General features: G+C 69.8%; 14 protein-coding genes, 1 pseudogene and 2 CRISPR repeat arrays (1 of these 17 only partly in view). Of the genes and pseudogenes, 9 read left to right on the top strand and 6 right to left on the bottom strand.

Annotation, left to right across the window (positions count from 1 at the left end):
- A CRISPR array of direct repeats spans nucleotides 1-1,134; the repeat unit is 37 nt; unit sequence GCTGCGCCCGGTCCCCGGACCAGGCGAGGATCGCAAC; it reaches 1,347 nt to the left of the window's first position.
- A 579-nt stretch (nucleotides 1,135-1,713) separates the two neighbouring features.
- The 5 genes from ACZ6QQ_RS32345 to ACZ6QQ_RS32325 form a co-directional block, all read right to left on the bottom strand.
- Nucleotides 1,714-1,992: a hypothetical protein gene (locus tag ACZ6QQ_RS32345; RefSeq protein ID WP_465881445.1), complete on the bottom strand. Its 279-nt coding sequence runs from the start codon at nucleotides 1,990-1,992 to the stop codon at nucleotides 1,714-1,716.
- An 11-nt stretch (nucleotides 1,993-2,003) separates the two neighbouring features.
- Nucleotides 2,004-2,246 (bottom strand): hypothetical protein, encoded by a 243-nt coding sequence (locus ACZ6QQ_RS32340; RefSeq protein ID WP_465881444.1) that lies wholly within the window; start codon nucleotides 2,244-2,246, stop codon nucleotides 2,004-2,006.
- Nucleotides 2,243-3,463, bottom strand: coding sequence for a helix-turn-helix domain-containing protein (locus ACZ6QQ_RS32335; protein WP_465881443.1), 1,221 nt, complete (start codon nucleotides 3,461-3,463; stop codon nucleotides 2,243-2,245). The genes ACZ6QQ_RS32340 and ACZ6QQ_RS32335 overlap by 4 nt, the downstream gene beginning before the upstream one ends.
- Nucleotides 3,464-3,501: 38 nt before the next feature.
- Nucleotides 3,502-3,648 (bottom strand): hypothetical protein, encoded by a 147-nt coding sequence (locus tag ACZ6QQ_RS32330; RefSeq protein ID WP_465881442.1) that lies wholly within the window; start codon nucleotides 3,646-3,648, stop codon nucleotides 3,502-3,504.
- Between the two features lie 458 nt (nucleotides 3,649-4,106).
- Nucleotides 4,107-5,315 carry a helix-turn-helix domain-containing protein gene (locus ACZ6QQ_RS32325; protein WP_465881441.1) on the bottom strand — a complete coding sequence of 403 codons (1,209 nt, stop codon included), beginning with the start codon at nucleotides 5,313-5,315 and terminating at the stop codon, nucleotides 4,107-4,109.
- 281 nt (nucleotides 5,316-5,596) lie between these two features.
- On the opposite strand from ACZ6QQ_RS32325, the pseudogene ACZ6QQ_RS32320 reads away from it, so the two are divergent.
- The 7 genes and pseudogenes from ACZ6QQ_RS32320 (at nucleotide 5,597) to ACZ6QQ_RS32290 (ending at nucleotide 21,367) form a co-directional block, all read left to right on the top strand.
- Nucleotides 5,597-6,142, top strand: a pseudogene (locus ACZ6QQ_RS32320) (cysteine hydrolase family protein).
- A 594-nt stretch (nucleotides 6,143-6,736) separates the two neighbouring features.
- A CRISPR array of direct repeats spans nucleotides 6,737-8,905; the repeat unit is 36 nt; unit sequence CTGCGCCCGGTCCCCGGACCGGGCGAGGATCGCAAC.
- A gap of 419 nt (nucleotides 8,906-9,324) precedes the next feature.
- Entirely contained in the window at nucleotides 9,325-11,490 is a 2,166-nt protein-coding gene (locus ACZ6QQ_RS32315; RefSeq protein WP_465881440.1) for an acyltransferase family protein, read from the top strand.
- A gap of 111 nt (nucleotides 11,491-11,601) precedes the next feature.
- Nucleotides 11,602-13,503: a glycerophosphodiester phosphodiesterase gene (locus ACZ6QQ_RS32310; protein ID WP_465881438.1), complete on the top strand. Its 1,902-nt coding sequence runs from the start codon at nucleotides 11,602-11,604 to the stop codon at nucleotides 13,501-13,503.
- 187 nt (nucleotides 13,504-13,690) lie between these two features.
- On the top strand, nucleotides 13,691-15,364 hold the full coding sequence (locus tag ACZ6QQ_RS32305; RefSeq protein WP_465881436.1) for a metallophosphoesterase family protein: 1,674 nt from the start codon (nucleotides 13,691-13,693) through the stop codon (nucleotides 15,362-15,364).
- 290 nt (nucleotides 15,365-15,654) lie between these two features.
- On the top strand, nucleotides 15,655-20,037 hold the full coding sequence (locus tag ACZ6QQ_RS32300; RefSeq protein ID WP_465881434.1) for an ExeM/NucH family extracellular endonuclease: 4,383 nt from the start codon (nucleotides 15,655-15,657) through the stop codon (nucleotides 20,035-20,037).
- A 158-nt stretch (nucleotides 20,038-20,195) separates the two neighbouring features.
- Nucleotides 20,196-21,110, top strand: coding sequence for an NADP-dependent oxidoreductase (locus ACZ6QQ_RS32295; RefSeq protein WP_465881433.1), 915 nt, complete (start codon nucleotides 20,196-20,198; stop codon nucleotides 21,108-21,110).
- The gene (locus tag ACZ6QQ_RS32290; RefSeq protein ID WP_465881503.1) at nucleotides 21,107-21,367 is read left to right on the top strand and encodes a DarT ssDNA thymidine ADP-ribosyltransferase family protein; all 261 of its coding nucleotides are present in this window, start codon (nucleotides 21,107-21,109) and stop codon (nucleotides 21,365-21,367) included. Before ACZ6QQ_RS32295 ends, ACZ6QQ_RS32290 begins: the two co-directional genes overlap by 4 nt.
- Before the next feature lie 91 nt (nucleotides 21,368-21,458).
- Here ACZ6QQ_RS32290 and ACZ6QQ_RS32285 read toward each other — a convergent pair whose 3' ends face one another.
- Nucleotides 21,459-22,982, bottom strand: a complete 1,524-nt coding sequence (locus ACZ6QQ_RS32285) for a hypothetical protein (protein WP_465881431.1) — start codon at nucleotides 22,980-22,982, stop codon at nucleotides 21,459-21,461.
- A 204-nt stretch (nucleotides 22,983-23,186) separates the two neighbouring features.
- Between ACZ6QQ_RS32285 and ACZ6QQ_RS32280 the strand changes: the two genes are divergently transcribed.
- Entirely contained in the window at nucleotides 23,187-24,554 is a 1,368-nt protein-coding gene (locus ACZ6QQ_RS32280; RefSeq protein ID WP_465881430.1) for a hypothetical protein, read from the top strand.
- Nucleotides 24,551-25,591, top strand: a complete 1,041-nt coding sequence (locus ACZ6QQ_RS32275) for a transporter substrate-binding domain-containing protein (protein WP_465881429.1) — start codon at nucleotides 24,551-24,553, stop codon at nucleotides 25,589-25,591. Before ACZ6QQ_RS32280 ends, ACZ6QQ_RS32275 begins: the two co-directional genes overlap by 4 nt.
- Nucleotides 25,592-25,597: the final 6 nt, after the last annotated feature.

Genomic DNA, 25,597 nt, shown 5'->3' with positions numbered 1-25,597 from the left:
CCCGGACCAGGCGAGGATCGCAACCCCTGGTGAAACCCACTGCGAGCCCCGGCGCCGTTCGGGCTGCGCCCGGTCCCCGGACCAGGCGAGGATCGCAACACCCGCCGGGGTGGCCTGCTCGTGCCCGACGACGCGAGCTGCGCCCGGTCCCCGGACCAGGCGAGGATCGCAACTCCCGGTGGCGGCTTCTAGCAGCCGACATGCACGAGCTGCGCCCGGTCCCCGGACCAGGCGAGGATCGCAACGCGAGGTAGGCGACAACCACGGCAAGCCAGGCGGCGAGGGCTGCGCCCGGTCCCCGGACCAGGCGAGGATCGCAACCCGACGATCGGCGACATCGTCGTCGACGACCTAACCAGCTGCGCCCGGTCCCCGGACCAGGCGAGGATCGCAACGGTCAGCAGTCCCGGCAGGGTCGCCAGCAGCGGCCCGAGCTGCGCCCGGTCCCCGGACCAGGCGAGGATCGCAACCGATGCAGTGCATCTACTGCTCGCAGTCGCACGCGCCGCTGCGCCCGGTCCCCGGACCAGGCGAGGATCGCAACACGCCGACATGCAGCGGCGCACTTACTGTGCCCGAGCTGCGCCCGGTCCCCGGACCAGGCGAGGATCGCAACCGCTTACCGACCACGGTCAGTTCGAGCGTGTTCCCGCCGCTGCGCCCGGTCCCCGGACCAGGCGAGGATCGCAACGCATGCCGTCCATAGGACAACGGCCTGCCGGCGGTTCGCTGCGCCCGGTCCCCGGACCAGGCGAGGATCGCAACGCCCAGCGCGGCGGAACCGATTCCTACCGCGACAGCGAGCTGCTCCCGGTCCCCGGACCAGGCGAGGATCGCAACCCTCTGTCATCGAGGGAGGTGCGTCACACAGCATAAGCTGCGCCCGGTCCCGGGACCAGGCGAGGATCGCAACACTGAGTTCCAGGCCGATGCCAAGGTCACGGGTTTCAGCTGCGCCCGGTCCCCGGACCAGGCGAGGATCGCAACCTCCAGGTCACAGGGGTTAGGGTGATCTTGTGGTGGGCTGCGCCCGGTCCCCGGACCAGGCGAGGATCGCAACTTGCCTGCGTCGTGAATGATCGGCAGGATGCCGAGTAGCTGCGCCCAGTCCCCGGACCAGGCGAGGATCGCAACCAGTTCGGGGACGTCGGAGAGCAACAGGCGGGGACGGATGTTCACCATGCGTTACCGCCTGGACCAGCCGGGACGAGTGCGACGGGGCGAAGTGCAGCACGGGCGCCGGATGCTGCGGCCGGTCCCCAGACCAGGCGAGGATCGCAACCGCAGCAGGTCAGCGAGGGCGCGGTAGCCCATCGGCTCGCTGCGCCCGGTCCCCAGACCAGGCGAGGATCGCAACTCCGGCGATCTGAACATCATCGACGAGGCGTTCGCGTAGCTGCGCCCGGTCCCCGGACCAGGCGAGGATCGCAACCCTCGGGGTCACACCAGGCCGACCAGCGCGGAATGCTGTGCCCGGTCCCAGGACCGGGCGAGGATCGCAACGTCGAGGACGGCCAGCTCGACAGCCGCATCCCGCTCGGGCTGCGCCCGGTCTTCGGACCAGGAGAGGATTGGAACAGGGAGGCGCCGATCTCGGCGCCGAGACTCGATGCCGTGTAGACGAAGGAGCTCCGGGGCACCGTCGTCGCTGTGTTTTGGGCGATGGGCATATGGGCCGAGGTGCGCGTGCTGTTCGGAGAATCCTGAGTGGGGCTAGATCGAGCGCCGGGTGTACCTGACCGGTGGGTCGTGGATCCAGCCGGTGAATCGGGCTTCGGCCTGTTCGGGAGTCATATCGGGCAGTGCGGCGGTTGCCTTGTCCCGAAAGCCGCCCATCACCTCTGCCAGCCGGGACCGATTGCCCTGGTAGAGGGACCACATGCGGCGTTTGAAAATCTGGCAGGGCCATTCTTCGTTGTCATCGCGGCAGTGCCAGTCCGTGCCGGGGCGGTGGGGGGAGCTCATCGGGTTGTTGTCCGGGTTGTGTTCCACGCTTCCTCCGATCAGAGCAGATGAACCCGCTCGGTGCTGCCATCGGGATTGCGTACGGTGAGGCTTCCCCCGCCCTGTTGCGTCAGGTGAAGGACCAGGTCGAAGACCACCAGCGCTCGGTTGATCGTGTCTGTTTTCGTGTCTCTCGTGCGGGCGCACGCCGCGTGGAGCGCGTCGACCGCACGGGGACTAAGGTTGACGGTCACCTTCGTCAGCGCCGACCCGATCCGAGGGTCGTCCGGGTCGTCGCTCACCCGCACGCTCCCATCTGCTCGGCGAGTTCCGCGACCAGTGCCGCCGGGGTGCCCTTCGTGCCGCGTAGCACCGCCGACATCACCTCACGTGCCATCGGCCGCGTACGGATCTCGGCCGGGGCGTGCCGGTCGCCTTCGAGGAGAGCCTCTCCGGCACGGGTCATGTCGCCGAGCAGGACGTAACCGCGAGCCACGTCGAGCAGGGCATGCGCCCGACGCTCGGGCATGAGCACGCCGAATGGGCGCAGCGGTAGGGCGTTGTGAATGGCGACGGCTTGTTTGCCGTCGCCCAGTTCGACGGCGGTCGCCGTACGGTGAAGTTCGACGTTGGTCGGGCCGAAGGACGTCCGGTACCGGTTGTCATCTCTGCCGAGGGCGGTCGCCGCCACCTTCGCCTCCCGTAGCAGCTCGCGGACGCTCGTGTTGTCGCCCAGATGTGCTGCCGCCATCGCTGCCTGCAACAGCAGCGACCCGTACACGGAGACCCGGTCGGGGTCCGACCAGGTCGGACCGTTCGGGGCGAGGCGGTGCGCCGTCACGATGTTCGCCTCGAACGCCGCGCGGACGTCGCCGGCCGCGAGTAGAGCGTTGGCGAACCTGGTCGTGCCCGTGCCGGCGAGTAGTGGGTCGTCGGCGCGTAGTGCGGCGTCGATTGATCGTTCGGCGGTGAGCCGGGCCAGGTCGTGGGCGCCGAGCTTGCGGGTCACCGAGGACATGATCTGGTAGACCTGTCCGACCAGGCTCGCGGCCCGTATTCGGTTGTCGCCGCGGTGGTAGCCCTCGGCGGTGCGGGTGTCGCGGAGTAGGCGCGGCAGCGCGCGGACCAGCACGTCGTACTGGCCGTATTGGCAGGTCAGCCATGCGTGGGTGACCGACTGTTCCAGTTCGTGCAGGAGTGGGCCGGTGCGGGATGCGCCCAGGTATGCGACGGGGGCGAAGCGGGAGAGCGTACGGCGTATCTCGTCCAGGTCGATCGGGTCGGTCGGGGTCACACGGGCGGTGTTCGCCGTCTTGTCGAGCAGCAGGTCGACGCTGATTCGCAGCACGCTTGCCATCTCGTACAGCACGCTGAACTTGTCCAACCGCCGCTCGCCCCGCTCGACCTTGTCGACCCAACTCTTCGACTTGCCGATCCGATCGGCGAACACCTGCTGGGACATTTTCCGTTGTGTCCGCCAGTACGCCACCCGTCGCCCGATGGGAAGCTCGTTGGTCACCGACCCCGGATCGGCCGACGTCGTCCTCGGACGGCCGGTCACAACTGCCAATCCGTACGATCCAGCTTCACGTGCACGGACACATCGCACTGTGGGTAGCCTCGGCCGTGAACGTGGCCCTGGAGTGTGATGCGGGCCGCCGACAGGATCACGGCCTTTGCCAGCGGCTCGTCCTGTTGGCTCATGATCCCTCGCCGCTAACCTGTGTCTCGGCACTCACGCCCGTGGCCTCCGTACCCACCGCGCGACCGCCGCGTTGCACATGATTCGCCGCAGGGGCCAGGGCACCTCTGACGGTTCCTGTGCGGCCCGTATCTCCGTGGGCGGTCGGCGTGATCGTGCTGGTTGCGGAGAGAACCACGGCTCGCCATTTGCCCCGGTGAACCATTTCATTGCGCACCTCCATGTCGCAGGACTACGTCGGAGGTGCGGCGGCCGAACTTTGCTTGCTCGTCTTCGGCTGCCGCCCCCGTACTGACGGAGGTGGTGGCCGGTCACCATGGCAGGCAACGGGCGACCACCTCCGAGCGTGCGGTGGGAGAAGCGAGTTCAGCAGTACGTTCAACCACCACCAGCAGGGCAAGGCTATGAAGCAGAAGGTGAGGTGAGGGGTACGCGACGTCACCGGGTACGGGTTGTACCCCTACAGCGCCACGTCGAGGCGAGTGGCCAACTCGACGGCTTCCGCTCGTACAGACGCCGGCGCCTCGGTCGCAAGACGGGTCAGCATGTCCCGCGCGGCGGGGGAATAGCGAACCGTCTCGGGTGAAATGGTGTCCGCCTTGATCAGCAAATGCAGCGTCGCTTCCCGGGCCCCCTCAAGGTCTGCGGCTCGGGCCAGCTCCACGTAGTGGCGGCCACGGCGCTCGGTCGACGGGATCGATTCCGGGTCGAGCGAGTGCGCCCGGCGCTGCGCCTCCTCGGGGCTGCCCAGGTCGACGGCGCACATCACCGCGTACACCTCAACCAGCGGCCGGGAGACCCGGGTTCGTAAGCCGACGTAGTCGGCCGGAAGTGCCCGGTGCACCACTTCCCGCGCTGATTCCCAATCTGACCAGGCTGCCTGGTCGCCGGTGCGGGCGCGGGTGAGCGCGGCGCACAGGTGCAGGTCGGCGAGCATCTCGACGTACTCAATCGGACCGTCAGTGACGCGCGGCGCGATGAGGGCACGGGCCTCGGTCAACCGATCCAGTGCTTCATCGCCCCGCCCGACGGCCCGCAGCAGATGCGCGGCGTACCAGCTTGCCTGCGCGATCGCGAGCGGGTCGTCCGCGTCGACCGCCGCAGTCATTCCGCGATCGACGGTCAACCAGCAAAGCTCGCGATCCCCGTGCCAGGCGAGATACGCCTGCGCCAGGTGGTACGACTGGGCGAGCAGTGCCAAGGCTTTGCGCCGGTCAGTGCCTTCGTGTAGGCGGGCGGCGCGCTGGGTGGCGGTGAGCAGGCCAGGTAGCAGGATCCCCAGCTCGGTGCGTTGTTGCCGTGAGGTGTGCCAGGTCTGCCAAGCCGAATCGATCGCTCCGCGCAGGTATTCGGGAGAGTCCGGCTCTCCGCTGATGGTGACATGCCAAGTGGTGAGCGCTTTCCGGACATCGTCGACCGAGGGGTGGCTGGGTCGAGGATCGAGGGAGAGATTGACGGTCGGTCCGAACAGATCACCGAGATCGCGGACGCCGAGGTGTGGGGCGATCTGCTGCGCCGCCCTGAGGGTGAGTGAACGTTTGCCGTTCTCGATGAATTTGATCGTGGTGGGCGAGAGGCTGGCCAGGCCCGCGAGCTGCTCCCGGCTGAGGCCGGCGGCTCGGCGGAGACGCTCGACGCGCTGTCCGGGACGTGGGGACTGGTCACTCATGCCGCACCTCGCCAGGCTATGGGTACACGATGTACCCCCGAGCCTACGCGGCGATCGTCAGCGTGGCGAGGGTCGATCGCTCTGAGGCAGATTCCGTACGTGGCGCTGCTCGGGCTACCAGGGGATCTCGGCATGAGTGATTAGTCGGGGGCCGTTGTTGATCGGGGGCGCGGGATAAGATGCCGGCGCCGATGCGAAGAGGGATTCTTGGACGAGTGATCTCCTGCCCGCGCTAGAGCAGAACATCGAGATTCTCCGCGACACCGATCGAGGTTGAGGCGATGACGACGGAACGGTCGGTCCTGGTGGTCACCGACATGCAGAACGGATTCGTTCGAGAGCAGTCCGCCCACATCGTCCCGATCGTGGTCGACCTAGTCTGTCGGTGGCAGAACGCCGGCGGCGACACACTTTTCACTCGTTACCTGAATTATTCTGGCAGTCCGTTCGAGCGCTTCTTTGGCTGACAGCGGCTTCAGTCTGCTCCTGAGACGGACATAGTACCTGACCTGCTCCCGTACGTGGAACGGGGAAGAGTGCTCGACAAGAGGGTATATACCCCATTCACTCCGGAGGGCGTGCGACTGTTCGAGCAACGGGGTTGGAAGAATATCTATTTCTGTGGGATCGCTACCGAAAGCTGCGTACTCAAGGGTACTGTGGACGCGTTCGAGCGGGATCGAACCCCATGGCTAATTGCAGATGCATCCGCCAGTCACGCTGGCGCCGATGCCCATGAGGCGGGGCTGCTGGTGGCTCGGCGCTTCATTGGAACCGGCCAGGTGATTGAGTTGGCCGACGTTCCCGCTGCGCTCCTCAAGGCGTAGGGGAAATAGCCGTGCCACGACGGTGCTTAGTGATCTGTTTTGGGGCAATGTGCAGTGGCGTCAGTTGCTCGTCCGTCTGTTCGGCTGCCGGCATGCTGTCGGGCCGAGCGCCTGGAGTCCGGCGTTCGCCGCTTCAGCAGCACGACGTCCCCTGTCCGGAGTCCCGTACGCAGCTTCTCTGGCGCCGCCGATACGTCCGGCATCCGGTCCACCGCAAGGTTTCCCGTTGGATGCGCCAGCTGCATACTTAGTCCGCGCCGTTGCCACCGGTTGCCAACACCCAGCCTGCGTCAATGCCCGCGACCCGTTTGATGCGCGTGGGGCCGTGTGGGTGTGGTCTGCGACCAAGCGACAGCTACCTTAGGGAGAGCGAGCTAGGATTCGGATAGCTGGTACGACGACGTCTCTGATAGTGCTGAATCTTTCAGGGGCACCGAGTTGCCAATTTGGTCGCTCGTTCCTGATCTAGGAACCCTAAGCTCGCATCGAATCGTCGGGGGTTCCGAACCATAAAGTCGGGATGAAATGAACAAAACGGACCACGCATGGATGCGGAATGTATCGTCATTCAGCTATTTATCCTGCTCGTGAGCCCTGCGCCCGGTCCCCGGACCGGGCGAGGATCGCAACCCGGACCGACCGGGCACCGATGCCGGTCGCGCCCGGAACTGCGCCCGGTCCCCGGACCGGGCGAGGATCGCAACCGCAGGTTTCCCCGTGCCGATGCCGGAGCCGTTGCCACTGCGCCCGGTCCCCGGACCGGGCGAGGATCGCAACGAGTTGTTCGCCGTCGATGGTGACGTACACGTCCGTCTGCGCCCGGTCCCCGGACCGGGCGAGGATCGCAACCGCTTGGTCGGGGGCTAATTCCATTGCGATAGCGCGTACTGCGCCCGGTCCCCGGACCGGGCGAGGATCGCAACGGCCCGGCGCTCGCAATTCTGTTTGCAGGAGACACAGGTCTGCGCCCGGTCCCCGGACCGGGCGAGGATCGCAACCGCGCGAAGACCGGCGGCATCAAAAAGCTGCTCAAGGGCTGCGCCCGGTCCCCGGACCGGGCGAGGATCGCAACGGCCTCTGCCACCTCTGCACCGGCCGGCTGATCGTCCACTGCGCCCGGTCCCCGGACCGGGCGAGGATCGCAACGCCCAACTGCGCGCGGCGATGGGTGACCAACACGCCTCTGCGCCCGGTCCCCGGACCGGGCGAGGATCGCAACCTTTCGTGCCGCCACCTCGACGAGGTTGGGATAACGCACCTGCGCCCGGTCCCCGGACCGGGCGAGGATCGCAACGGGTGAGGTTAACTTGCTCAGGTCGTGGCCGGTCATCTGCGCCCGGTCCCCGGACCGGGCGAGGATCGCAACAGCTGCGGCAAGCCGCAGCTTCGACGCGTCGGGGGTCTGCGCCCGGTCCCCGGACCGGGCGAGGATCGCAACCGCTGCTCGATGAACGTGCTCACGGCTGCTCTTTCTTCTGCGCCCGGTCCCCGGACCGGGCGAGGATCGCAACAAGGGCAACCGGGGCAAGGTACTCATCGCTGGCGGCGTCTGCGCCCGATCCCCGGACCGGGCGAGGATCGCAACGGCTACACGGCGACCGTGGAAACGGCCGGAGGTCTGGCTGCGCCCGGTCCCCGGACCGGGCGAGGATCGCAACGGTTGGCCGTGGCCGGAACTGTCCGATCCCCCGGACACTGCGCCCGGTCCCCGGACCGGGCGAGGATCGCAACTCCGGCACCGGAAATCTGACGCTTAACGCGCATGCTCCTGCGCCCGGTCCCCGGACCGGGCGAGGATCGCAACAGATGGTGGGTCGGGTGCTACGTCCACATCCTGGACACTGCGCCCGGTCCCCGGACCGGGCGAGGATCGCAACTCCGCGACCAGGACTGGTACGGCGACGAGTTCACCGACTGCGCCCGGTCCCCGGACCGGGCGAGGATCGCAACAAAGGGGTTGGGGTCGCTGCCGCGCCGGCTACGGGTGCTGCGCCCGGTCCCCGGACCGGGCGAGGATCGCAACTCGGGGGTCAACATCAATGGCCCGATCAACTGGGGGCTGCGCCCGGTCCCCGGACCGGGCGAGGATCGCAACGTGCATTTCCAGGGCGACGATGCGGGACTCTGCCGAGTGCTGCGCCCGGTCCCCGGACCGGGCGAGGATCGCAACCTAGGGGTTGGTGGCTGCCCCCGTGGGCAGCCGCTAGCGCTGCGCCCGGTCCCCGGACCGGGCGAGGATCGCAACAACTCGCGGTCCTCCAGCGAATCGCCGCTGTCGCTCCGCTGCGCCCGGTCCCCGGACCGGGCGAGGATCGCAACTCAGCCCTGGTCAAGCTCAGCGAAGAATGTCACGGTGGCTGCGCCCGGTCCCCGGACCGGGCGAGGATCGCAACGCCCGGACCGTCGTCGGCGGGATGGGCTCGGTGGAGCTGCGCCCGGTCCCCGGACCGGGCGAGGATCGCAACGTCGCGTGGGCCGTGGCATCGTGCTGGCGGCTGTGGCGCTGCGCCCGGTCCCCGGACCGGGCGAGGATCGCAACCTCCGGTACGGCCTGGAGGAGGAGCTGGAAGACCAGATGCTGCGCCCGGTCCCCGGACCGGGCGAGGATCGCAACCGGGGCGTTGTCTGGGTTCTGACCGCCACCGTATCCGGCTGCGCCCGGTCCCCGGACCGGGCGAGGATCGCAACCGCACCCGTCGCCGTACCCTGCTCGCCATCGGTGGCCCGCTGCGCCCGGTCCCCGGACCGGGCGAGGATCGCAACCCCGCCGGGGTCGTCGAGCAGTGGATGGCGCTGGGCTGCGCTCGGTCCCTGGACCGGGGGCGAGGATTGCAACGTGGGCAACGGGAGCGACAAGGAGCTTTCCGGCGCGGCTGCGCTCGGTCCCTGGGGCGGGCGAGGATCGCAACGTCCATAACGCCAGCGATACGGGCATCTACGGAGATGGCTGCGCCCGGTGCCGGGCAGGGCGAGGAGCGCGAGGCAGATTCTCGCGGCAGCATTGCCAGCCGTAGCCGGTAAACATGAAACTCCGGTCATGGTCCGTAATGCGCCTACCAGGGGTTATCGGCCATTAACATCCCCCTAAACCCGTCGTACCCGTCACCGAGCCTCCTGAGCCCGCCCCCTCCGCGCCCAGGTTCCATCGCGGGCACAGGACGGGCCTGGAGGGGTAGGCGGACATGACACAGGTGGACAGCCGGCCGGAGCCGAAGACCGACATCCGGGCCGGCTATCGCGGTGACATCGAGGGACTGCGGGCGCTGGCGGTCGTACTCGTGTTGTTGTCGCACGCGGGCCTGGACTTCCTGCCCGGCGGCTTCGTCGGCGTGGACGTCTTCTTTGTCATCTCCGGGTTTCTGATCACCGGTCTGCTGGTCGCGGAGCTGGAACGTACCGGCAAGATCTCGCTGGTCGGCTTCTACGCCCGGCGGGCGAAGCGGCTGCTGCCCGCCGCCGGCCTGGTGCTCGGCACGTCGCTGCTGCTGGCGCTCTTCTTCCTGCCGAAGACCCGCTGGGCGGACACCGGCTGGGACGTGGTCGCCAGCGGGCTCTACGCGATGAACTGGCGGCTGGCCGAGCAGGCGGTCGACTACCTCGCGGTCGGGGACGCGCCGAGCATCCTCCAGCACTACTGGTCGCTCGCGGTCGAGGAGCAGTTCTACCTGGTCTGGCCGCTGCTGTTGATCGTGGTCGGCTGGTCGGGCTGGGGCCGGCGCCGCGCCGCCACAACCGACAACCCCGGCCGTACGGGCGTCAGCCGGCGTCGCCGGCTCCTGCTCGCCCTGGCCCTGATCGCGGTCCCGTCGTTCGCCTGGTCGATCCATCTGACCCAGAGTGACCCGTCTCGCGCCTACTTCGTCACCACCACCCGGATGTGGGAGCTGGCTCTCGGCGGTGGCCTGGCCCTGCTGAGTTTCCGGCTGTCCCGGCTGCCCCGACCGGTCGCCGCCGCTCTCGGCTGGGCCGGGCTGGCGGCGATCGGCGCCGCCGGACTGTGGATCACGCCGAGCATGGCGTTTCCCGGTCACCTGGCCCTGGTGCCGACGCTCGGGGCCGCCGCCGTGATCGCCGCCGGCACCGCCGGCCGGCTCGGCCCCGAGCTGGTTCTCGGGCTGCGTCCGGTACGCGCGGTCGGCGCCCTCTCATATTCGCTCTACCTGTGGCACTGGCCGCTGCTGGTGGCCGCCGAGGCCCGGTTCGGTGAACTGAGCGTGGGAGCCGGACTCGCGGTTGTCCTGTTCTCCGTGCTGCCGGCCGCCGCGACCTACCACTATCTCGAAAACCCGGTACGCCGGTCGAAGCGGCTGGCGTTCTATCCCGTACGGGCGTTGCGGCTGGGGTTGTTCTTCACCGCCGTACCGGTGCTGGCCGGGATGTTGTTCCAGTTCACCGTCTGGCCGCCGCCGCGCCAGTTGCCGCCGAGCGCGCTGGTTCCGGCGGTCAGCGGGTCGTCGGGTGCGTCGGCACCGGTGCAGGCCGGTCCGCCGGGTGCGGCGATTCTCGGCGAGACGCCCCGGACCAGCAGGGACGGGGTGCCGGTGGACCGGGTCGACAGCATCGTCCCGGATCCGCTCGCCGCCAAGGATGACCTGCCGGACGTGTACCGGCACAGTTGTTTCTCCGAGGGGACCAAGACCGCGATCGTGACCTGCGTCTACGGCGACCGGGAGGCCGACTTCACGGTGGCGCTCGTCGGGGACTCGCACGCCGGCAACTGGATTCCGGCGTTGCAGGCGGTCGCCACCGAGCGGAAGTGGCGGCTGGTGACGTACCTGAAGCAGTCGTGCCCGTTCCTCGACCTGGAGATTTCGGTGTTGTCGCGGGCGACGCCGGCCTGTGCCGAGTGGAACCGGAGCGTACGCGCGGAGCTGACCGGCTCGGGTCGGCCCGACCTGCTGCTGACCAGTGGCGCCTACTACGTGCCGATCCGCGACGACGCCCTGCTCAACGGCACCGCCGGGTACGACGCCACGGTCGAGGCGATGCGCCGGACCTGGACGACGATGACCGATGCCGGGATCCGTACGGTGGTGTTGCGCGACACCCCGCACCTGAACGTACGGGTGGCCGAGTGTGTCTCGGCGAACCGGGCGAAGCTGACCAAGTGTGCCGCGTCGCGCGAGTTGGCGGTGAACCAGAGCGCCGGTCCGGCCCAGGCGGACGCGGTCCGGGAGTTGTCCCGGGTGCGGTTGGTCGACCTGACCGACGCGATCTGCCCGGCCGACCGGTGTGCGCCGGTGATCGGCGGGGTGCTGGTCTACCGGGACAGCAGCCACCTGACCGCCAGCTACGCCCGGAGTCTCACCCCACGACTGGGCGCCGAACTCGACGCACTGCTCAACTGAGCTTCGCCGGGCTCGGTCGGGCGGGCTTCGATGGGGACTACATGTGGCGTTCCGGCGGCGGCCACTCCTTATTGATCATGGCTTCGGCTCCGCTTCGTAGCGTCCGTGATCATGACTGTCCTTCCTGAACCGTCCCCGCCGAACGAAGCGGCGAGCCCGCGTACCCGTGTTGCCGCCGTGCTCGCGGCGCTCGCGGTCACCGGCGGCGCCCTCGTGGCCGTCACCGCCTCGACGCCCGCCGCCGCCGAGCCGGGCACCATCGTCGTCTCGGAGAACTTCTCCTCGGGATCCCTGCCCACCGGCTGGAACGCGGTCGACGGCGCCTGGAAGGTCGAGAACGGCCGGCTGTACGGCACCTCCGCCGGTTCCGCCGACAACAACAAGATCACCTTTGGGTGGCACCTGAACGACTTCCGGTTCGAGGCCACCATGCGCTTCGAGACGGTCTCCGCCGCCACCCGCTGGGCCTCGCTCGGCCTGGACGTCCCGGCCAGCGGCGCCACCCCGTGGTGGATCGCCACCATGCGCAGCGGCACCACCGCCGCCAACGGGCTCGAATTCGCCCAGCGGACCACCGCCAACACCTGGGTCGTGCCGAACACCGCCGCCGCCCCGTACGCCGCCGGCACCGGCCGGGACATCCGGGTCGCCGTCGAGGTGCACGGCAACCAGGCCCGCTGGATCTTCGACGGGCGGGAGGCGATGCGTACCAACAACCTGGTCCGTTCCGCCGACGGCGGCCAGGCGCTCTTCGTCAACGGCGCCACCGTCTCGTACGACGACGTCACCGTGACCGAGTTGCCGCCCAACGGCTACATCCGCCCCGAGGGCAGCCCGTTCACCGTCATCGCCCACCGGGGCGCCTCCGCCGCCGCGCCGGAGAACACCCTGGTCGCCCAGGAGATCGCCCGCAGGGGCGGGGCCGACTGGATCGAGAACGACGTGCAGCCGAGCCGGGACGGGATCCCGTTCATCCTGCACGACGGCACCGTCGACCGGACCACCGACGGCACCGGCAACATCCGGGACCTGACCGCCGCCCAGATCAAGGCCCTCGACGCCGGCTCCTGGTTCGGCCCCCAGTACGTCGGCGAGCGGGTACCGACCCTCGCCGAACAGCTCGCCGACCTGCGTACGCGCGGCGGCAGCCTGCTGCTGGAGATCAAGGGCAGGCACACGAGGGACGAGGTCGCCACGATCGTGCAGGTGATCCGGGACGAGCAGATGACGAGCCGGGTCTTCGTCCAGAGCTTCGAGGTCGACGCGCTGAAGTACACCTACGAACTGGCCCCGGAACTCCCGCTCGGCCTGCTCCGCAGCAGCCTCGACGCCGACCCGGTGGCGATCTCGAAGGAACTGCACCTGACCGCGTACAACCCGGACGGGAACGCGCTGCTCGCCAAGCCGGAGATCATCGCCCCGCTGCACGCGGCCGGGATCGCCGTGATGGCGTGGACGATGGACTCCGCCGGCCTGTGGCAGCGGCTGGAGCGGATCGGCACCGACGCGATCATCACCAACCGGGCGGCCGAACTGGTCGGCTGGAACGCGGCGTTCATGCAGCGGGCCTCCGGTGACCCGACCGTCGAGATCACCTCGCCGGCCGACGGGTCCCGTCTCGACCGGGCGCAGTCGCCGCTGATCACGGTCGCCGCGACCAACAGCGACACCGTCACCGTGACCGTCGACGGCAAGAAGTCGGCCGCCGGACGCAAGCTCGACCTGGCCAGGCTCACCGCCGGCAAGCACACCGTCAGCACCGTGGTCACCGGGCCGGAGGGCACCGCGACCGCGACCAGCACCTTCACCGTGACGGTGAGCCAGGCCGGGCTCGGCTACCTCATCCTCACCTCCGCCGCCGACCCGGCCGCGATCGGCACCATGACCGCCAAGCTGGTCGACGGCAGGTACGCCGAACTGGCCGGCTACGTCGACCGGCAGGCCGGCAAGCTGGTTCCGGCCGAGGTGGCCAGCGTGATCGCCGCCGACGCCCGCACCCTCGCTCTGAAGTAGACCCGCCCGCAGGTCACCGTCCCCGTCGCCTTCCTCCGGGCGACGGGGACGGCTCGGGTGAACCTCGACGGGGACGGCTCGCGTGAACCTCATCTGCCCGATGGCGGGCCCGCGCATCCCGTTCACCGGCTTGTTGATCGTCATCGACACGGTGTGGTCACCCATCCCCCCACCGTGTGGAGACACGATGACGATGCCCCGCACCCGCTACCTGATGGCCGCCACCGCGACCCTGGTCACCCTGATCACCGCCGGAGCGGCCCCCGCCGCCCAGGCCACCCCGGTCGACCGGGCCGCGACCACCGACACGACGACCGCCGGGCCCGGCCAACGCACGATCTGGCGCGGCGACTTCGACGCCGCCCGCGCCGGCTGGAGCGTACGGACCGAAGGCGCGCCCGCCGACTGGCGCGGCTGGACCTTCACCGAACGGGACGCCTGGTTCACCGCCGCCGCGCCCACCGGGATCGGCTGCGACCCGGAGGAGAACGCACCGCTGGACCCGCGCTGCTTCCTCGACCAACGCAACCAGTTCTCCCGCTCCCGTGGACACCTCGCCGTCGCCGACAACGGCATCGCCGCCGCCAAGGGCGCGACCGTGGACGCGTCGAACCCGGTCGGCACCACCCTGACCAGTCCCGTCGTGCCGGTCGGCGGCCAGCGGCAACTGGAACTCGTCTTCTCCTCGCACTACCGGCAGGCGCACAAGGCCGTCGGCCGGGTGACCGTGTCGTTCGACGGCGGCCCGGAGAGCGAGATCCTGCGCTACTCGGCCGCCCGGATCAGCGCCAACGCAGGCGGGGACGTCATCTCCGGCCAGGAGGTCGTCCCGGTCAAGGTCCCGGCGAAGGCCAGCACCGCCGTGTTCCGGTTCGGCTACTCCAGCAACCAGCCGAAGCTCTACTGGGCGATCGACGACGTGCTGGTCCGTACGCCGATGGTTGCGCTGCCGGCGGACGCCACGGCGACCACGATCCAGGTGCTCAGCGACATCCAGCACGAGGGACTGCCCTACCTGGACGGCACCCTCGACCTGCTGCGCCGCCAGGCGCCGAAGGCGAAGGCGCTGCTGGTCGTCGGCGACATCATCAGCGGCCCGCGCGAACAGACCCAGGAACAGCAGGTCGCCGAGTACGACGAGGTCAGCGACATCTTCGCCGACCGGGACCGGATCCCGACCGTGCTGCCGGTGCTCGGCAACCACGACGTACGCAGCCGGGTGCTGACCCTGCAACAGCAGGTCGACAACTTCCTGACCTTCGGCAACCGGTGGGGTGCCGAGATCGACAGGACGTACTACGAGAAGGTCGTCGGCGGGGTGCCGATCATCGTGCTCGGCCCGGAGGCGGGCGTGCCGGCCGAGGAACAGCAGGACATCAGCGACGCGCAGGTGACCTTCCTCGGCCAGCGGCTCGCGCACTGGTCCGGGCGGGGCAAGCAGGTCCTGGTGCTGCGGCACTACCCGTTCGCCTGGACGGTCTCCGGCACGTACGGCAACTTCTACGGCAACGGGCCGCGCGACGTGCAGTTGGAGAACATCATCGGCCGCTACCCGAACGCCATCTACCTCAGCGGACACACGCACTGGTCGCCGTACCGGTCGGACTGGGCGGTCCGTACGGTCACCGACGGCGGGCACCCGGACGGCTACACCGCCATCAACACCGGGGCGCTGGCGATGGAGTTCGCGCCGAGCCCGACCGACCCGTGGGACGAGGACTCGGCGACCGACCGGCCCGAGTCGCCGTCCGCGCTGACGATCTCCGTCTACCCGGACCGCACGGTCGTGCTCGCGTACGACGCGCTGACCGGTGAGCAGATCAACCGGGTCGAGGTGGCGAACCCGCTCCACCGGGGCTGACCCCGACCAACCGGGCGCCCCGACGTCCCAGCGACCCAGGGGCGCCCGGTGACGGGGGAGTGGACCGGTTGTGAACATGAACAGCAGGACAACTGAGGAACTCCGCCCGTACGTCACCATTTGCCGGGCGGCGTTATGCGAGTGACGGAGCGGACCGACCGGATAGCCCGTTTCCGCTGGCCGGCGACGCCAAAAATTTACACCGTCCCGTACACCCGTCAGTTCATGTAACGACACTGTTTCCGCATATGCTCCAGCGCGTCTACCCCCCTTTACGGAGGCTTAGTTTGATGCGCCGGAACAGACGCACGCGCTCACTGAACGCGCTGGGCGTACTCCTCACCACTGGTGCGCTCGGCCTGGCCAGCGGCACCGCCGCGGTGGCCGCCGAACCAACGGCAACCCCGTTCATCAGCGAACTCCACTACGACAACGCCGGCACCGACTCCGGCGAGGCGATCGAGATCGAGGCCCCCGCCGGGTTCGACCTGGCCGGCTGGCAGATCGTCCTCTACAACGGCAACAACGGCGCCGCCTACAACACCCGTACGCTCAGCGGCGCGGTCCCGGCGGCCGGCGTGGTCGTCGCGACCTACCCGGTCGACGGCATCCAGAACGGCTCGCCGGACGGGATCGCACTCGTCGCACCCGGCGGCACCGTCGCCGAATACCTCACCTACGAGGGCACCTTCGCCGCCGTCGGCGGCCCCGCGAACGGTCTGACCGGCACCGACATCGGCGTCTCCGAGGGATCGTCGAGCCCCGTCGGCTTCTCGTTGCAGAAGGTCGGCGGCGCCTGGCAGGACGCGGCCGCGAACACCTTCGGCGTACGCAACGCCGGTGGCGACCCGGACCCCGATCCCGATCCCGACCCGGTCGGCTGCACCGTCACCGTCACCAACACGATCGCCCAGGTCCAGGGCACCGGCGACGCGACCCCGCTGGCCGGCACCCGGGTCACCGTCGAGGGCGTGGTGACCGGCGACTACCGCACCGGCGGCTACAACGGCATCTCGGTGCAGACCGCCGGCAGCGGCGGACGCGCGCCGGCCGCCGGCACCGCCTCGGACGGCATCTTCGTCTACCTGACCACCAACGCCGCCAACCACCCGTCGGTCGCGATCGGCGACCGGATCCGGGTCAGCGGCACGGCGAGCGAGTTCAACGGGCTCACCCAGCTCAGCATCGCCGCCAAGGCCGACGTGCAGGTCTGCGAGCAGGGTGCGGCGCTGCCGACCCCGGCCGCGCTCAGCCTGCCGCTCGACCCGGCCGGCCGCGAGTCGGTCGAGTCGATGCTGGTCGCCCCGGTCGGCCCGTACACGGTCTCCGAGGTCTACAACACCAACCGGTACGGCGAGGTCGTGCTCGCCGCCGGTGAGTTCGCCGCCCCGATCCCGACCGACCTGGCCCGCCCCGGCACCGAGGACGCCCAGGCGGTCGCCGCCGCGAACAAGCTCGCCCGGCTGCTGCTCGACGACGGCCGCACCACCAACCTGTCGACCGACAACACCCTGCCGCCGTACTTCTCGCCGACCAGCCCGCTGCGCGTGGGTGACCAGGTCGAGGCGTTCGGCCCGTCGGTGCTGTCGTACGGCTTCAACGAGTGGCGGCTCCAGCCGACCACCCCGGTCGCGGCGAGCACCCCGCCGGCCGGTCGCACCACCTTCAAGTCGACCAACCCGCGTACGGCGGCACCGGAGAACGTCGGCGGCGACATCCGCCTGGCGAGCTTCAACGTGCTGAACTACTTCGTCCACTTCGGTGGCGAGGCGCGCGGTGCCGACGACGAGGCCGGCCTGTTGAAGCAGGAGGCGAAGATCGTCTCGGCGATCAACGCGCTCGGCGCCGACGTGGTCGGGCTGGAGGAGATCGAGAACTCGGTCCGGTTCAACACCGCCGACCCGCAGCAGGCGCTCAAGCGGCTGGTCGCCGCCCTGAACGCCGCCGCCGGTGCGGGCACCTGGGACTACGTCCGTACCCCGGCGCAGTTGCCGCCCGCGAGCCAGCAGGACTTCATCACCACGGCGATCATCTTCAAGCCGGCCAAGGTGACGCCGAAGGGCGAGTCCCGCTCGGTCAACGACGAGAGCGTCTGGTTCAACGCACGCGAGCCGATCGCGCAGAGCTTCACCTCCGGTGCGGTCACCTTCACCGTGGTCGTCAACCACCTCAAGTCCAAGAGCGCCTCCGACTCGGCGACCGGCGACAACGCCGACGCCGGTGACGGCCAGGGCCAGTTCAACGGCGACCGGGTCCGCCAGGCGCGGGCACTGGCCACCTTCGTGGACCAGTTGAAGACCGACAGCGGCAGCGACGACGTGCTGCTGCTCGGCGACTTCAACGCCTACACCCACGAGGACCCGATGCAGGTCCTCTACGACAAGCAGTACACCGACCTGAACATCACCCACGAGGCGAGCTACGTCTTCGGTGGCGAGTCCGGCTCGCTGGACCACGCCATCGCGTCGCCGTCGCTGGCCGCCCGGGTCACCGGCGTCGACGTCTGGCAGATCAACTCGCACGAGTCGTTCGCCTTCCAGTACGACGGTCACCCGGCGTTCTACGCGCCGAACCCGTACCGGGCCAGCGACCACAACCCGATCGTGGTCGGCCTGAGCACCGCACCGGCCGGTCCGATCGAGCTGCAACTGCTGGGCATCAACGACTTCCACGGTCGGCTCGAATCGCCCGGCAACGCGCCGGACGGACGCCCGATCGGCGGGGCGGCCCAGCTCGCCGGCCTGGTCAACCAGTTGCGTGGGCAGAACCCGAACACCGTGTTCGTGTCGGCCGGCGACAACATCGGCGCGTCGACGTTCATCTCGGCCATCGACGGGGACAACCCGACCCTGGACGCGCTGAACATGATGGGCCTGGACGCCGCGTCGGTCGGCAACCACGAGTTCGACAAGGGCTTCGCCGACCTCGCCGGCCGGGTCAACGACCGGGCGAACTTCCCGTACCTGGGTGCGAACGTGTACCGGGGCACCGAGCGGGCGCTGCCCGCGTACGAGGTGAAGACGGTCGGCGGCGTACGCGTCGGCATCGTCGGTGTGGTCACCGAGCAGACCGCGTCGCTGGTCAGCCCGGACGGCATCGCCGGCATCACGTTCAAGTCGCCGGTTCCGGAGGCCGAGGCGGTCGCCGCCCAGCTGAAGGACGGCAACCCGGCCAACGGTGAGGCCGACGTCGTGGTCCTCGTCGCGCACGAGGGTGCGGCACTGGAGAACATCGCCACCCCGGAGGCGCTCGCCGCCGACCCGGTGTTCGGTGCGTTCGTCCGGGCCAGCGCCGACATCGACGTCATCGTCAGCGGGCACACCCACCAGCCGTACGCCTTCGAGATGCCCATCCCGGGCACGGACCGGCTCCGGCCGGTCGTCGAGGCCCAGGAGTACGGCCGCAAGCTCGCCCAGGTGAAGCTGAGCATCGACCCGACGACGAAGGCGGTCACCGCCTCCGACGCCGGTCTGCTCGACGTCGTCGGCGCACCGGCCGACCCGGCGATCGCACAGCTCGTCGCGACCGCCAAGGCCAACGCCGACGTGCTCGGCCAGCGGCCGCTCGGCTCGATCACGGCCGACATCCGCCGGGCCACCACCAACGGCCAGGAGGATCGGGGCAAGGAGTCGGCGCTCGGCAACTTCATCGCCGACGTGCAGCTCGACGGCACCAAGGACGCCGGTCGGGGTGGCGCGCAGATCGCGCTGATGAACCCGGGCGGGCTCCGGGCCGACCTGGTGTACGGCACCGACGGGGTGATCACCTACTCCGAGGCGTTCTCGGTCCAGCCGTTCTCGAACGACGTGGTGACCAAGAGCTACACCGGCGCCGAGATCAAGCAGGCGCTGGAGCAGCAGTGGCAGCCGGCGGGCGCGTCCCGTCCGCTGCTCTGGCTCGGCGTGTCCAAGGGCTTCACGTACACGTACCTGCCGGACGCCGCACAGGGCTCCCGGATCACGTCGATGAAGCTCAACGGTGTGGCGATCAACCCGACCGCCACGTACCGGGTCACGGTGAACTCGTTCCTCTCGGCGGGCGGGGACAACTTCCTCGCCCTGGCCGGCGGGACCAACCGGGTCACCACCGGCGACAACGACCTGACCATGCTGACCGACTACCTCGCGGCGAACTCGCCGGTGACCGCCGACCCGCAGCCGCGCTCGGCGATCGGTCAGCCCGGCCCGCAGTGCACCACGACGATCACCGGCCGCTGGAGCAAGCCGCTGACCGTCAGCGCGGGCCTGACCTGCCTGGAGAACGCCACCATCTCCGGCCCGGTCACGGTGGTCCCCGGCGCGTCGCTGATCAGCACCGGTAGCACGATCTCCGGTCCGGTCACGGCCACCCGCCCGGTCCTGTTCACCCTCTCCGGGACCACGGTCTCCGGTCCGGTGACGGTGACCGGCGCCACCGGTGCGGTCCTGGTCGAGTCCGGCCGGATCAGCGGCCCGGTCACGGCGACCAACAACACCGGCGGGGTACGCCTCGACACGCTCACCATCGCAGGTCCCGTCACGGTGACCGGCAGCACCGGCAGCCAGCCGGTGCTGGTCGCCGGGAACACGGTCAGCGGGCCGCTCTCCTGCTCGGGCAACACGCCCGCGCCGGGCAACGACGGCCGGCCGAACACCGTACGGGGTCCGGCGTCGGGGCAGTGCGCCCGGCTCTGACCTGACGCCGTACTGATCAGGTAGTTTCCACCCCCGGTCCGGGGTCGCCGTTCGACGGCGGCCCCGGATCGGGTCTTTTCCGGTGTGTGTCGGCCCCGGGATCCGGCGGATCGGGCAGGATTCGAGGGGAATCCGATCTAGCGAGGGCGAGTGTCGACGTGAGAGCCGTTCAGTTCAACGAGTACGGAGACCCGGACGTGCTGCACGTGGCCGAGGTGCCCGAGCCGCACGCCGCAGCGGGTCAGATCCGGGTGGCGGTCCGGGCGATCGGGGTGAACCCGTGGGAGTGGAAGGTCCGCTCCGGTGCGATGCGGGAGTTCATGCCGCTGACCCTGCCCAGTGTTCCGGGCAGCGAGGTGGCCGGAGTGGTCGACGAGATCGGCGACGGGATCACCGGGTTCTCGGTCGGGGACGAGGTGTTCGGCTTCGCCACCGGAGCCGCGTACGCCGAGTACGCCGTACTGCCGCAGGACCATTTCGCCCAGAAGCCGCCCGCGCTGCCCTGGCCGGAGGCGGCGGCACTGCCGACGGCGGCCGAGACCGGGTCACGCGCCCTGGACACGCTCGGAGTCACCGAGGGGCAGACCGTGCTGGTCAACGGTGCCGCCGGGGGCGTCGGACTGGCCGCGGTCCAGCTCGCCGCGCTGCGCGGCGCCACCGTGATCGGCACCGCCAGCGAGCCGAACCACGACTTCCTCCGCTCGCTCGGCGTCACCCCGGTCACCTACGGCGACGGCCTGGTCGAGCGGGTACGCGCGATCGCACCGACCGGGCTGGACCGGGCCCTGGACGTCGCCGGCCGGGGTGGCCTGCCCGACCTGATCGAGCTGGCTCACGGCACCGACAACGTGCTGACCATCGCCGACCCCGAGGCACAGAAGTACGGTGTCCGGTTCTCCAGCGGTCGCAGCAAGAACCCGTTCCCGGCCCTGGACCGGGTGGCCCGCCTGATCGAACAGGACGCCTTCACCCTTCCGGTGGCCGAGACGTTCCCGCTGGAGCAGGCCGCCGACGCCCACCGGATCAGCCAGGCGGGCCACATCCGGGGAAAGCTGGTCCTGCTCCCCGCCTGAGGCATGTCAACGGCTCGGCGGCTTGTCGATTAAGGACGGCACAGAACCGGAGTAATACTGCTGAGGACATGGACCGCCAGCGCAGGCGCCAGGCAGAGTTCCTGGTACACCGGAGCCTGCCCACGCCCCTGATTCAGTGGGTTGGAGTCTACGACGATCATCGAGGCTCACAGGTGCGCGAGATCCTGAAGGATCATTCGCTCGCCGGACGCATTATCGTCAGACCAACCTGGTACTACGGATACGGGCGGGGGTGAGGTACATGATCGAGGAGGGCCACGGCAACCTGCTGACGGCCGATGTCGAAGCTCTGGTCATACTGCCGATGTCCGGAAAGTAGTCGCCCGGTCACGGGGTCAGGGCGTGGAAGGCGCCGGCGCGGGTGCCGACGTAGACGTGGCCGCGCCAGACCGCAGGGGTGGACTCGACGCAGCCGCCGAGCCTGAGCTGCCAGAGGGGTTTCGGCGCGACCATGGTGTCGGTGACGTCGTAGGCGTGCAGCACGCCGGCGCAGTCGCCGATCAGCAGGACGTCGTCGACCACCACCGGCGACTGCCAGGTCGGTCCGGGCAGGTCGAAACGCCAGCGGACCGTACCGGTGCTCCGGTCGACACCGAGCACCTCACCGCCGTTGGTGTCGAAGATGACCACGTCCCGGTGCAGGGCCGGAGTGCCCCAGACCCCGGCCGGTCGACCCTCGGTGTCGTGCACCCGCCACACCAGCGGGTCACCCGTACGCCGGGGATCGAGCTTGACCATCTGGCCGACCTCACGGGAGCGGGCGGTACCGCGCTCGTACTCGGCGCCGACGTAGAGCGCGCCCTCGGCGTCGACGACCACCGTGGCGTCGGTGTCGTCGCCCATCCAGAACCGGAACACGCGTTTCGGCGTACGGCCCTCCTTCAGACCGCCGATGTCCCAGCCCTGCACCAGACCACCGGAGTTGGCGAAGTAGACGGTGTCGCCGTACACCGCCACCGAGCTTTCGATCGACACCATCCGGTCGCCGACATCGCGCAGCAGTTGCGCGTCCCAGCCGGGTGCGTGGAACACCAGCTTCGGCGCGACCGTCACCCTCCCGTCCGGGCCGTAACCACGGTTGAGCTTCACGACGTGGAACTGGCTGTTCTCACCGCCCTCGAACAGGTAGTCGTCGATGACGATCGCGGACCCGTCCCAGTCGTCGTTCCACATCGTCGGTGAGACCGCGTTGGCGGAGAGTTTCCACAGCTCGGTCGGCTTGTCCCGGTCGATGGCGATGATCCGGTAGTAGTTGTCCCGGGAGCCGGTATACACCAGCGGGAAACCGTCCGGGTCGACCGTGACCGAGCCCTTGATGATGTCGCCGGTGGGGAAGTCGGGCAGCAGCCGCTCGCCGGTCACCGCGTCGAGGAAGTGCACCTTGCGGTCGTACGCGCCGAACACCACCCAGGTCCGCCCGGCCCGCTCGAACACGGCGGGTTGACCGGTCCAGCCGGAACCGCACCACTGCCGGGTGCCCTTGTCGTCGGTGGACTCGGCGCAGAGCCCGCCGCTGCGGGGGAACGTCCACGCCTGCTTCGGCGCGGTGCGCGGCAGCGGTCCGGTCCCGTACCAGGTGCGGGTCGGGTTGCCCCGGAAGGTGAGCAGACCGGGGACCTTCTCGCCGTACGGTCGGCCCACCCCGGCCGGGTCCGACCACCGGGTGTCGGGCGCGGCGGCCGCCGTGGGCGCGGTCGGCCCGGCCGTCGCGGACCTCGACCCGGTCACCCAGGATGGCCCGGTACGGTCCGGCGCGTCCCCCCGGCCGCACGATGCCCCGGCCATGAGCAGCACGGCGACGACCACCGCCGCACCGAGGCGGCTCGGGTGCCGATCATGGGATGGGCTCATCGGGTCAGTGTGCCCACCGTCCTACCGGCTGGCGCTCATCCCATCCGACTGTTTCGATATCTGCGCTGTCAGTGCATGTCGGACGAACGGACGAGCCGGCGCCGCCGTGGCGCGGGACCTCACCTGTCGCATGCCCTCAGTAGCATTGCGTGCGGATGTGGGTTGGGTCACCACGGACCCGCCGCACCCGGCCGACGAGGGGTGGTGACAGTGACACTGACCGAACTGGACCCCGATCCACGACCGGAACCCGCCACCGCCCCGGGCGGCCGGTGGCGAACGGTCGGGCGCCGGCAGCGGGGGCTCCGGCGCCGCCGGTTACGCCGACTGCTGGTGCCGACCCCCAACCGGTTCGTCCTGGTCGGGGCGATGCTGCTGGTGCTCTTCGCGCTGACCGCGGGCATCGCCGGGCTGGCCGTGCGGGCCGCGGTCGACGCCGGCAAGGTGATGGTCACCAGCGCCGCCCAGATGAGCGGCAACGCCCAGGGCATGCACCGCTGGCTGGCCGAGGCCGACGCCGCCGCCACCGGTCGGTTCCTCGCCCCGCCCGACTCCGCCCATCGGATACAGCTCAACCGCAACTACGAGGACGCGGTCGGCGAGGTGCGCCGGTTGCTGGCCGAATCGGCCGGGCTGACCGGCGGCGACCCGGAGCGGGCCGCCGGGCTGGCCCGGGTGGCCAACCAACTGCCGACCTACGTCGACCTGGTGCAGCGCGCCCAGCAGTTGGGCGCGGAGCCGGCGAGGCGGGAGTTCGACGCGCTGCTCGGCGCGGCCTACCTGCGGGAGGCGTCCGGCTACCTGCGCGATGTCCTGCTCCCGGCCGCCCAGCAGCTCTGGGAACACGAGACGACCCGACTGAGCGAGGCCCGGCGGGGCGGCCAACTCGCCCTCTTCGGGTCGATCGGGATCACCCTGATCACCCTGGTCGCGCTCGGGTGGAGCCAGCGCTACCTGCGGCGCCGGACCAAACGCCGGGTCAGTCCCGGCCTGGCGCTGGCCACGGCCGCCATCGTCGCCACCACCGGCTGGCTGGTGGTCTCCTGGTCCCACTGGCCGCAGGCCGAGGAGCGGCTGACGGTCGCCGGCCGCAAGCTCGACCAGCACCGGAACCTGATCGGGATCCAGCGCGACGCACTCCGCGCCCGCGCCGACGTCCACCTGCGACTGGGCGGCAACAGCAACCAGTACGGCATGGTCGCGCTGAACGAGCGGTTCGAGCGGGACGCGCACTGCGAGTCGACCGGGCCCGGATTCACCCCTCGGATGGAGGTCCTGGTCGACGTCTGGTGCACCGCCCACCGGCAGCACATCGAGGAGAACGAACGGCTCGGCGCCCACTCGGCGGCGGTCGCCGCGGCACTGCCCGATGGTGAGGTCGCCGCCGCGTTCGGGCACTACGACACCGAGCTGACCAGGGAGATAGCCCGGCTCGACCGGGAGATCCACCAGGAGTTGACCACCACGCCATCGGCGCCGACCTCGCTGGGTGTGGTCACCCTGCTGCTCTGCCTGGTCGCCGCCGTCGGGGTGGCGTTCGGCATCGGGGTACGGGTGAGGGAGTACCGGTGACGAGATACCCGACCGGACCGCGTCGCACCACCGCCGTACTGGCGGTGGCGGCACTGCTTGCCGGTAGTGGCTGCGCCAACAGTTACCAGCCGCCGCAGGTGGCTGCGCCGTACCCGGCGGGGGTGCAGTGGCCGGCGCCGACCCCCAGCCCGATCAACCCGCCGGAGTGTGACGCGCGGCGGAGCCTGCTGCCGGATCCGACCCCGCCGAGCAAGTACGTGGAGCAGGGCTACATCCGGGCCGGGGTGGACCAGACGATGACCCGGATGACCTCCCGGCACCCGGCCACCGGCGAGTTCTCCGGCTTCGACATCGAGCTGCTGTACGGGATCGCCGAGGCGATGTTCCCCGGCAAGGACCCGAAGGAGACGCTCCGGTTCGTCGTGGTCACCTCGGGGGAGCGGCAGCAGCGGCTCAACGACGGGACGGTCGACATCGTCGCCGACTCGATGACCGCCACCTGCGCGCGGGCCACCGAGGTCGCGTTCTCCACCGACTATCTCGACTCCGGGCAGACCGTGCTGGTGCGCGGCGACTCGCCGTACCGGGGGATCGGGGATCTGGGTGGCAAGGCGGTCTGCGCGGCCACCGGCACCACCTCGCTGGAACACACCCGCGCCCGGCCGGAGAAGCTGGTGCCGGTCTCGGTGCCGAACTGGACCGACTGCCTGGTCATGCTGCAACAGGAGCAGGTCGAGGCGATCTCCACCGACCACAACGTGCTGCTCGGTCTCCAGGACCTCGACCCGACCACCCGGTTCGTGACCCAACCGCCGTCGCGCCCGGCCGGCGACTCCTCCTGCGACTGGCACGCCGAGCCGAAATCGGCCTGCACCTGGTTCAGCGACGAACCACACGCGATCGCCACCCGACAGGACGACGTCGCCCTGCTCCGGTTCGTCAACCACGTGCTGGAGCAGATCCGGCAGGACGGCAGGTGGGTGAAGATGCACGAGCGCTGGCTCGACGACCACCCGGACAACGGGCCGCCGCCGGCCCGCTACGGTTCCAGCCTCTCCTGGCCGCCGGGCATGTGAGGACGG

The organism is Micromonospora sp. NPDC049529 (genome assembly GCF_055586685.1).
This window is presented reverse-complemented; position numbering and strand designations above follow the sequence as displayed.

Bases quoted from the DNA above. Each gene is read 5' to 3' on its own strand.
- ACZ6QQ_RS32330 (WP_465881442.1), bottom strand. From the start codon at position 3,648: ATGAGCCAACAGGACGAGCCGCTGGCAAAGGCCGTGATCCTGTCGGCG.
- ACZ6QQ_RS32310 (WP_465881438.1), top strand. From the start codon at position 11,602: ATGACTGTCCTTCCTGAACCGTCCCCGCCGAACGAAGCGGCGAGCCCG.
- ACZ6QQ_RS32305 (WP_465881436.1), top strand. From the start codon at position 13,691: ATGACGATGCCCCGCACCCGCTACCTGATGGCCGCCACCGCGACCCTG.
- ACZ6QQ_RS32315 (WP_465881440.1), top strand. From the start codon at position 9,325: ATGACACAGGTGGACAGCCGGCCGGAGCCGAAGACCGACATCCGGGCC.
- ACZ6QQ_RS32285 (WP_465881431.1), bottom strand. From the start codon at position 22,982: ATGAGCCCATCCCATGATCGGCACCCGAGCCGCCTCGGTGCGGCGGTG.
- ACZ6QQ_RS32325 (WP_465881441.1), bottom strand. From the start codon at position 5,315: ATGAGTGACCAGTCCCCACGTCCCGGACAGCGCGTCGAGCGTCTCCGC.
- ACZ6QQ_RS32300 (WP_465881434.1), top strand. From the start codon at position 15,655: ATGCGCCGGAACAGACGCACGCGCTCACTGAACGCGCTGGGCGTACTC.